Annotated in this window: 8 protein-coding genes and 2 pseudogenes; 8 read left to right on the forward strand and 2 right to left on the reverse strand. The window is 49.4% G+C overall.

The features are described from left to right. Positions 1–300 precede the first annotated feature (300 nt). Entirely contained in the window at positions 301–1,698 is a 1,398-nt protein-coding gene (gene argH / locus KDK19_RS12715; protein WP_257292111.1) for an argininosuccinate lyase, read from the reverse strand. A 272-nt stretch (positions 1,699–1,970) separates the two neighbouring features. Here argH and KDK19_RS12720 point away from each other — a divergent pair, with 272 nt between their 5' ends. Both KDK19_RS12720 and KDK19_RS12725 read left to right on the forward strand, forming a co-directional pair. Next, on the forward strand, positions 1,971–3,071 hold the full coding sequence (locus KDK19_RS12720) for a sensor histidine kinase (protein ID WP_257255034.1): 1,101 nt from the start codon (positions 1,971–1,973) through the stop codon (positions 3,069–3,071). Continuing rightward, on the forward strand, positions 3,049–3,783 hold the full coding sequence (locus tag KDK19_RS12725) for a LytTR family DNA-binding domain-containing protein (RefSeq protein ID WP_257255033.1): 735 nt from the start codon (positions 3,049–3,051) through the stop codon (positions 3,781–3,783). Before KDK19_RS12720 ends, KDK19_RS12725 begins: the two co-directional genes overlap by 23 nt. An 18-nt stretch (positions 3,784–3,801) precedes the next feature. On the opposite strand, the gene KDK19_RS12730 is transcribed toward KDK19_RS12725, so the two are convergent. Further along, the gene (locus KDK19_RS12730; protein ID WP_257292112.1) at positions 3,802–4,293 is read right to left on the reverse strand and encodes a DUF29 domain-containing protein; all 492 of its coding nucleotides are present in this window, start codon (positions 4,291–4,293) and stop codon (positions 3,802–3,804) included. Positions 4,294–4,527: 234 nt separating this feature from the next. On the opposite strand from KDK19_RS12730, the pseudogene hemC reads away from it, so the two are divergent. From hemC to KDK19_RS12760, 6 genes and pseudogenes are all read left to right on the forward strand, one after another. After that, a pseudogene (hemC, locus tag KDK19_RS12735) lies at positions 4,528–5,448 on the forward strand (hydroxymethylbilane synthase). Between the two features lie 13 nt (positions 5,449–5,461). Further along, positions 5,462–6,238, forward strand: coding sequence for a uroporphyrinogen-III synthase (locus KDK19_RS12740; protein ID WP_257255030.1), 777 nt, complete (start codon positions 5,462–5,464; stop codon positions 6,236–6,238). Further along, positions 6,235–7,590: a uroporphyrinogen-III C-methyltransferase gene (locus KDK19_RS12745; RefSeq protein WP_257292113.1), complete on the forward strand. Its 1,356-nt coding sequence runs from the start codon at positions 6,235–6,237 to the stop codon at positions 7,588–7,590. The genes KDK19_RS12740 and KDK19_RS12745 overlap by 4 nt, the downstream gene beginning before the upstream one ends. Then, positions 7,587–8,834: a heme biosynthesis HemY N-terminal domain-containing protein gene (locus KDK19_RS12750; RefSeq protein WP_257255028.1), complete on the forward strand. Its 1,248-nt coding sequence runs from the start codon at positions 7,587–7,589 to the stop codon at positions 8,832–8,834. The genes KDK19_RS12745 and KDK19_RS12750 overlap by 4 nt, the downstream gene beginning before the upstream one ends. Further along, positions 8,831–9,211: a DUF423 domain-containing protein gene (locus KDK19_RS12755; RefSeq protein WP_257255027.1), complete on the forward strand. Its 381-nt coding sequence runs from the start codon at positions 8,831–8,833 to the stop codon at positions 9,209–9,211. Before KDK19_RS12750 ends, KDK19_RS12755 begins: the two co-directional genes overlap by 4 nt. Before the next feature lie 93 nt (positions 9,212–9,304). After that, positions 9,305–9,846 (forward strand): annotated as a pseudogene (locus KDK19_RS12760) (hypothetical protein); the annotation flags it as partial.

The following is a 9,846-nucleotide window of genomic DNA, read 5'->3' on the forward strand; positions in this document are numbered from 1 at the left end:
AGTCAACCTGTCCCGTATTGCCCGAACTATGGGGCGCGGTACCGAGATCGACTCCAGGCGTAAACGTCCCTTCTGCAAAAGTTCCTGGTGCTCCAAACCTTTATAAAATCAAACTAAGGCAACTTGGTTTAAGACTTGTTTATTCCGTTTCAGACAAATCCATCACCGTTTCTGTTGAATTAGCAACACAAACCGGACAAGAGCTGATCTTACTCCAGCTCTCATCACACTACACTGGCGTGCGCGCCCGCAAAGGACGCTGGTTTGCAATAGCCTCGTCAAGGCTCAAGGCGGGAAGGATCAGGGAGCGTTATCATTGGCGAGCTTTCGGGCCTGTTTTACAGCCAACCTCACCTGCCCCGGCGCAGTGCCGCCAATATGATCCCTCGCAGCAACAGATCCCTCCAGCGTCAACACATCAAACACATCTTCCTTAATGGTGTCTGAGAAGACGGTCAGTTCTTCCAGGCTCATCTCTGACAAGTCCTTGTTCTGCTCAATGCCGTAGGCCACTGCTTTGCCAACCACTTCATGGGCATTGCGAAATGGCATGCCTTGTCTGACCAGGTAGTCTGCCAGATCGGTTGCGGTGCTGAATCCACGGCGAGCGGCTTCTGACATGTTTGCTTTCTTTGACTGAATATGTGGAACCATATCAGCAAAGGCTCGCAGGCAGTCTTTGAGGGTATCTACTGTATCAAACAGGGGTTCCTTATCTTCCTGATTGTCCTTGTTGTAGGCCAATGGTTGAGATTTCATCAATGTCAGCAGGCTGATCAGGTGACCATTAACCCTTCCTGTCTTACCTCTCACCAGTTCGGGTACATCCGGATTTTTCTTCTGGGGCATGATGGATGAACCGGTACAGAAGCGATCAGGTAAATCGATAAAATCAAACTGGGCCGATGTCCAAAACACCAGTTCTTCCGACATACGCGACAGGTGCGTCATCAGCAGTGCGCCCACTGAGCAAAACTCTATGGCGAAGTCCCTGTCGCTGACAGAATCCAATGAGTTCCTGGATGGGCGATCAAAACCTAACACCTTTGCAGTAAACTCACGATCAATCGGATAAGTTGTACCTGCCAGAGCAGCCGCTCCCAAGGGCGACACGTTGACGCGTTTTCTGCAGTCTTGTAAACGTTCACTGTCTCTTACCAGCATTTCATACCAGGCCATCAGGTGATGTCCAAATGTCACCGGTTGTGCCGTTTGCAGATGAGTGAAGCCCGGCATAATAGTGTCAGCTTCCTGCTCTGCCAGATTGACCAGACCTGTCTGCAACCGTTTCAGCTCATTACTTATATGGTCAATTTCTTCTCTGAGCCATAGACGAATATCGGTTGCCACCTGATCGTTTCTGGAGCGCCCGGTGTGCAGTTTCTTACCCGCATCACCAATTCTGTCTGTCAGTCTGGCTTCAATATTCATATGAATATCTTCCAGCTCGATAGACCAGTCGATGTTGTTGTTTTCGATGTCTTCCAGGATACCTTCGAGCCCACTCAGAATGACAGACAGCTCTTCCTGGCTCAGAATGCCTGTTCTTTGCAGCATTCGAGCGTGAGCCATCGAGCCTTCAATATCATGACGATAAAGGCGACGATCAAAATCAATAGAGGCAGTGAATCGAGCAACAAATGCATCCACGCCTTCGCTGAACCTTCCACCCCACTGCTGATTGCTGCTATCGGACATTTTCTACCTCTTTCTTTAATGAGCTCATGGCTGTTTCCGGCTCACGGCTGTTTCCGGCTCATGGCTGTTTCGCATTCTGCAGGCCAACTTCCTGATGCCCGCAACGTCAATCTGCTGATTTTTATAGCCAGACTGTGGATGACTGAAGCTGGCTCCGGCATTATAGAGGTAACTGGGTGATTTTAGATAGCGCGCCCAACCCAAAAAGAATAATTATTCTATTTTTACGAATTATTATAAATCTAAAGACACCAGAGACAGGATGCTCCCTCTTGCTATTTAAAGCCAACAGAATTCAGGACGATGACGACTTTTTCCTGCCGGATTTATGCTCCCCCGGTGCCGTCTTTATGCTGGTTCTGGTGTCTGAGCTTTTTGTCCTGATCCAGGTACTCACTCTGCCCGCCCCGGACGACCTGGACTGGAATCGTCTGGCCATGACTTCCCTATTTGTCCAGTGGATATCTCTGGTATCAGGCGCTGTTCTATGCCGGCTCAGGCCAGTTCTGAAGCGTCAGAAACTGACGGTTATCATCAGCAGCTGCCTTGGTGTCGTGGGCATCATCACTCTGGTATTCACTCTCGCGGCGCAGTGGTTTCTATGGCGGGATGCTTTTATTGATATCTATCCGGAATGGAACCAGCTGGTCAGGCATGTCACCGTCGCTCTGATCATTACAGCCATGCTTCTGCGCTATTTCTACGTCCAACAGGAAGCCAGGAAAGAGCAGAAAGCCAGCCATGCCGCTCGCTTTGAGGCTTTGCAGGCTCGGATTCGCCCTCACTTTCTTTTTAACTCGATGAACATCATCGCCAGCCTGATTCATATTGACCAGGACAAGGCAGAGCAGGCCGTTGAAGATTTGTCGGATCTCTTTCGCTCCAGCCTTCAGGAGCATGGCAAGAGCATTGCCTTGAGTCGAGAGATCGAGCTTTGTCGGCGCTATTTGAGAATTGAACAGCACAGACTGGGACGCCGTCTGCAAACCCGGTGGAATATTGAGTTAATCCCTGAGGACGTTCTCATTCCCCCCCTCACATTGCAGCCCATTGTTGAAAATGCGGTTTATCACGGCATCCAGCCACTGGAAAAAGGTGGCACTGTGAGTGTAGATATTGGCAGGAGCAACGATAACATCACTATCAGAGTCAGAAACCCGGTTCAGAGTAACCCTTCCAGCTTTGCCAAAGGGGCTCAGGGAAATCAGTTGGCTCTGGCCAATATCCGCTCCCGACTGAATATGCTTTTTGGTAACAAAGCCAGTGTAAAAGCTCAGCTGTTTGAGGGTGAGAGTGGAGATACTCAGGAGTTTGAAACATTGATCACTTACCCTTACGGTGGCAATAACCATGAACATACTGATCACCGATGATGAACCGCTGGCAAGAGACCGCCTGCGACACCTGTTAGGACGTTTAGAGGGCTTTCAGGCTCTGGAGTACGATGCAGGTAATGGCATAGAAGCTCTGGAGCTTTGTCGTAAATACCAGCCAGATATTGTCTTAATGGATATTCGTATGCCTGTTATGGGAGGTCTGGAAGCAGCCGCTCATATCAGCAAGCTGGAGCGTCCGCCCGCTGTCATTTTCTGTACCGCTTATGATACTCACGCCATTGAAGCTTTTCAGGTTCAGGCGGTTGGCTATCTGTTGAAACCAGTAAAGATCGAAGATCTGCAACAAGCGCTGATTGGCGCTGCTAAAGTTAATCGACTGCAGCTGGCGAGCCTTAAAGAAGACCTGAATGATAATGCCCGCAGCCACATCGCGGCCAAAACGCTCAGAGGGATAGAACTGGTGCCTCTGGATGATATCTACTATTTTATGGCAGACAGCAAATACATCACGGTTTATCACAAGAACGGGGAAGTGCTCATTGATGACCCACTGAAAGATCTGGAGTCCGAGTTTAGTTCCAGATTTGTTAGAGTCCACAGGAATGCTCTGGTGGCCAGAAAGGCCATAGAAAGGATGATTCGTGACGAGCAGGGCCACTTCTTTATCCAGCTCAGTGGCGTCGACAAGCCTCTTTCAGTAAGCCGCAGACATGTGCCACTGATGAAGAAGTTCATGCAATCGCTTTGAAGCCCGTGAGTGCCAGGCTTAACTGAGTCTGGCTTCGGGCAAAAAGTCTTCACCCATAACCTGCTCAAGGCTCCACGGACAATCTTCAGGGAAATCTTTCGATGCAAAATGTCTTGAATCTACATAACTGTTCAAGCCCTTGGCAGCCAGTATTCGGGCCTGTTGATAGGCTTCAAGGTAAATAGCCTGTTGTTTTGACTGCAGGCTGGGATTATCTGCCAGGACTGCTGCTGCGGCATACCTCTGAATTTGAATCGTATCCACCCAGCTGCGAAACCAATGATCCATACCCCTGAGGTCATTGACCTGATTCTGCTGAAAGTCCCATTTTAACAAGTGGCTCAGTAACTGAATAAGATGTCTCTTGAAAGCCCTTGGCTCACTTTTTCCCATATCTGCTAATTCTTCCAGCAAATTTTCAAGGTCAAGTTCATCAAAACGTCTGGCAGCCAGCAGCTTTTTTTGCTCTTCCACCCAGAGCATATAGTCGGTTCTATAAAGGTCTGTCATAAACTCCTCCGCTGGATTAACAACCTAGTGGTTATTTTCTCTTCCATCAACCGCTTGGTAAGAAAGTAAATGTTGGTCACAACTAAAGACTATCGTATTATCCCAAACACTGAATCTCTTCAATGATGAGTGAACCTGTATACTGGCCATAACCCGTTACCGAGTAGACCATTCCGCAGGCTTTAAAGCGCCATTCAGCCATCGTTGTCCTTTTTATTGATTGAAAGTCTCTTCATGAAAACCATCCGCATCGCTACAAGAAAAAGCGCCCTGGCCCTCTGGCAGGCTGAATACGTCAAAGAGCGTCTGGAGCACTTTCATCCGGGTATCCGGGTGGAGTTGGTCAAAATGACCAGCAAGGGTGATCGAATTCTGGATGCACCTCTGGCCAAAGTCGGTGGCAAAGGCCTGTTTGTAAAAGAATTGGAAACAGCTATGCTGGAGAACAGGGCCGATATCGCCGTGCACTCCATGAAAGATGTTCCTATGGAGCTTCCGGAGGGGCTTGGACTGGCCGCTATCTGTCCTCGTGAAAACCCACTGGATGCGTTTGTTTCCAACACTTATAACCAGCTGGACGAGCTGCCTGAAGGCGCAATCGTGGGCACATCCAGTCTGCGCCGCCAATGCCAGATTCTGGCAAAAAGACCGGATCTGAAGATTGAATTCCTGCGAGGCAACGTCAACACACGCCTGAACAAGCTTGACGATGGTCAGTATGACGCCATTATTCTTGCGGCAGCGGGGTTAATCAGACTGGGAATGGAAGACCGGATCAAAACGGCGCTTCCCCCTGAACTGAGTCTGCCAGCGGCAGGCCAGGGTGCAGTGGGTATTGAGATTCGTTCAAACGATGAAGCGGTGAAACACTTTCTGGCCCCACTGCATCATTAAGAAACAGCCACACGAGTGCTTGCGGAAAGAGCCATGAACCGAAAATTAAATGGCGGCTGTCAGGTACCTATTGGTTGCTATTCTGAACTCATCAACGATCAGCTCTTCATCCGGGGTCTGGTGGGTCAGCCGGACGGCAAAGTCATATTGAGCGCAGAAGTCTATTGTGCACCTTCCGATGGGGAGAAAGGCGGTGTCCAGCTGGCAGAATCCTTGCTGGAGCAAGGTGCAGACCGCATTCTCGCAGAGTTGCTGCATTAATGTGAGCCATGTCATGATAAACAATCGTGAGATCAGAGCATTGGTCACTCGCCCCAGGGAGCAGGCTGAACCACTGGTTGCCATGATTCAGAATCAGGGGGCCATGGCATGGTCTTTGCCGATGATCCATATTCAGCCGGTGGCAGAGAGTCAGGCACTGCGAGACCGAATATTACAGCTGGATCAATACGGTAAAATCATTGCCATCAGCCAGAATGCCGCCAGACTGGGCCTGGAGCACATAGAGAATTACTGGCCACAAATGCCCCTGAAGATCGACTGGTATGCCGTCGGCCCAAAAACACGACAATGGCTAAATAGCAACAACATTGAGGCCGCCTGCCCGGAAGTACGACAAAAGCCCGGAGACAGCGAAGCCCTGCTGCAACTGGAGAGTCTTCAGCAGGTCAGCGGAGAAAAGATACTCATTCTGAAAGGCAAAGGCGGCAGAGAGCTGCTGGAGACTACCCTCAGTAATCGGGGAGCCCGGGTGGATTGCCTGGAAGTTTATGAACGCCAGAAGCCGGACTACCCGAAAGATTATCTGAACAGACTGATCAAAGATCATGCTATTAATGTCATACTGACCAGCAGTGGTGAGATTCTGGCCAATACCACAGACTACCTTTCTCCTGCTTTAAGTCAGGAGTGCTGTCTGGTGGTTCCCAGCGAAAGAATTGCCAGAATGCCAGAGGCTCAAGCATTCAAACGGGTTTATACCGCTCAGGGTGCCAACAATCACGCCATGGTCTCGGTACTGAACCTGATTAACAGCGAAGGGTTAACGTGAGCAAGAAAGATCAGAACGCCAGAAAACTCGAGCAAGCTGAACCGACACATCGGGCCAGGTCTGGAGAGCCTTCAAAAAAACAGGTTAGCAAGTCGACATCGACAGGCTCCGGAAAACAGCCTCAACAATCAGCATCAAAACCAGGAGGTAAACTATCTATCCTGGCCTTGCTGATTGCGGTTATTGCACTGGGTTTAATTGGCAGTATTGGCTGGCGGTTCATGCAATGGGAGCAGCAGCAACCCGCTCTGATAGCAGGACAGGAACAGCAACAAACCCAGATTGCACGGGTTCAGGCCAGACTCACTGAAATAAACGGTGAACTCACGCCCATCAAAACCGGACTCGACGAACAGCAAAGTCAAAGTGAACGCCTGCTGAAGCGCACCGACAGTCTGACCAGAAGCCTTCAGGAACTCACCGGCAACAGTCAGGATGGCTGGAAGCTGGCAGAAGTAGAATACCTGCTCAGACTGGCCAATCAGCGCCTGCTCATGACATCTGATACCCACTCAGCCAAGGCTCTCCTTAACAGTGCTGATCAAATGCTGCTTGAGCTGGACAACTACAATTTGTATCCCGTGAGGGAAGCTCTGGCAGAAGATATTGCTTCTCTTAACAGCCTCCCGGATTTTGATCAGGAAGGTCTTTACCTGAAGCTTGAAGCGCTCACCCAGCAGATTGACGAACTGCCCCTGATGGAAAAAGAGCCCCTGAAATCAGCTTCAATCTCGGTATCAAAGCCCTCTGAGACGCCATCCACAGGCGCTCCATCTACTCCATCTTCAGAGACCACCGACTGGCAGACTGTCGCCCTCTCAATGCTGAACAATACCCGGGAGAGCTTTGTCCGGCTGTTCAGATTCACCCCGGATCGTGATCAAAAAATCACGTCACTGTTGTCACCCGAAGAGAATATTTTGATTCGCCAAAACCTTCAGCTAATCCTGGAACAGGCCAAGTTGTCAGTTCTCTCCAGAGAGCAGGCGATCTACAACAGTAGTCTGCAACAGGCTTCAGACTGGATAGAAAAATACTTCTCGCTGTCAGGGGCTCAGGCCACCGCAATGCTGGACGAGCTGAAGGCTCTGGACAAAGTCACCGTAAAACCTGTCACCGTCAATATCAGCCGTGCTTTGAACTTGCTGAAATCCAGCCTGATAACTGAGACCCCGCAGAATGAAAAAAACACCTCGGGGCAAACTGAATCCTCAGAGAGTGCACAGACTGTTCAGAACAGCTCAATCGAAAAAACACCTGAAGGGATTGATCAGACAGCCACTGAAAACCAGTCAGAATATTCTCAGCCCCCGCAAGCACCTGCTGACTCTTCAGAGGAGCCAGAAACATGAAGGGTTTTATCATCTTCCTGGCGATTCTGGGCATTACTTTTGGCTTGGCAAACGTCATGATCCATGACAGCGGCTATGTGCTTATCTCGTACAACAAGACAACGTTCGAAAGCACATTGTGGGGACTTTTTCTGTTGATTGGGCTTGCCATAGGTGCATTCTGGCTGGTCTGGATCATCCTGAGGCTCATTTTCGACGTCACAGGTTTTATCTATCCAATGACGTCCAGTGCCAAAGAAAGACGAGCCCGTAAACTGACAACCCGGGGCTTTGTCGAGTTCACTCAGGGGCATTGGAAGAAAGCTGAGCGACTGCTTTCGCAGGCTGCTGACTATGGCTCCTCACCTTTACTGAATTATCTTGCCGCAGCTCGTGCAGCTCATGAAAACGGTGACCTTGAAGCCTCTGCCGAATACCTCCGTCAGGCCGATCACAAGGAGCCCGGTGCAGAGTTGGCTATTGGCATTACCCAAGCTCAGCTTCAGCTCTCATCAGGTCAACTGGAGCAGGCACTGGCCACCCTGACCAAGCTGCACAAGCAAGTCCCACGACATGCCTATGTTCTGAAAATGCTGAAACAGACCTATACCCGCCTCAATGACTGGCAATCTCTCGCGGCTCTTTTACCCAAGCTGAAAAAGCAAAAAGTCGTTTCCGATGAAGAGTATCGGACCATTGAGCTTCAGTGCTTTGAAGCTCTATTCAATCAGGCCTTTAATAATGGACGAAGTTTTACCTCTTTGGATCAGAAAATAAAACCTGCAACCCAAATCTGGAACAGTCTGTCGTCCAACCAGAAGCATAATTCCGCCATGATTTACCGGTATGGAAAGTGCCTGACGGATCTGGGAGCAGAAGAGAAAGCAGAAGTTCTGCTTAGGGACAATCTGAAGAAACACTACAGCGGTGACATGGCTCTGCTTTATGGAAAAATCAAGGGCAAGGATGTGAGTAAGCAGCTGCATTTTGCCGAAACCATGCTCAATGAAAGACCCAACGACGCCGATCTTCTACTCACTCTGGGTCGCCTGTCTCTCCGTAATGAACTCTGGGGTAAAGCCAGGGAGTACTTTGAAGCCAGCCTGAGACTGAGTAAACGGATCGATACCTATAACGAGCTGGGACGTCTTTTGGCTCACATGGATGATCATGAAAAAAGCTCTCTGTACTTTCAGGAAGGATTGAGACTCGCAGCGGGCAGTGTTGTTGATCTGTTGCCTTCAAAAGTTACGGACAAAAAATGACTCGACGCTACCTGTTGTCCGGCGCCCTCTGCGGTCTAATCTCTGTGGCTCTGGGCGCATTTGGTGCTCATGCCCTGAAAACGCAACTTTCCGAACGTTATATAGAAGTATGGGCAACAGCGACTGATTACCAGTTCTACCACAGTCTGGCTCTGATTCTGGTAGCCGTTCTAGCCATCCACTTCAAAGATTCCGGAAAACTGAAATGGTGCGCCAGACTCTTTCTGGCAGGTATCATCCTCTTTTCCGGCAGTCTTTATATTCTTGCCCTCACAGAAATCAGCTGGTTGGGTGCGATCACTCCTCTGGGTGGCGTCTCATTAATGCTGGGCTGGCTTTTTCTGGCAATCTTTGCTGTTACTGAAGGCTCGGATTGAAGTTTTTCAACGGTCATCTGCATGATGACTCATTGTGGTCTATACATACGGATGGTAATACGAGTATTTATTATCATTTGCAGTAATGCCTCAATGAATAAAAACCTGATAAAAGACCAAAATCGGCAAAGCCTGATTATCAACAAAAAGCCACCTGCATTGATACTGTCACTTGTCGTATGTTTTCCAAACTGGAACAATTGGGCCAGTACTATTGGGTTAGATAATAATAATTTCAATCAATATCTGAATGCCGACCATCCGGTGGAAGGTCGCTATCGGTTAATGAGTGATATTGAACTGAGCCGATTCATTCCCTGGAAACCCGTCGGCAATACCTCCAATCCGTTCTCTGTCATTCTGCTTGGCAACGGCCACGTTATTTCCGGCCTCGAAGTTTCAACGTTATCAGATAATACTCCCTCAGGCCTGTTCGGGTCCTTACAGAACAGCACTATCAGGCAGATCCTGTTTAAACAGCCAAAAGTCACCAGCTACGGAAATACAAGCCCGGCCGGTGCACTTGTGGGCATGTTAAAACGCAGCAGGATTGAAGAGGTGGTCAATTATGCCGGAACCATCAAAACAACCGGTTTTCGCAGTCATGCCGGAGGTATAGCGGGCAGTGTTTCTGA

It is taken from the genome of Endozoicomonas sp. ONNA1, assembly GCF_024606325.1.
Taxonomy (GTDB): domain Bacteria; phylum Pseudomonadota; class Gammaproteobacteria; order Pseudomonadales; family Endozoicomonadaceae; genus Endozoicomonas_A.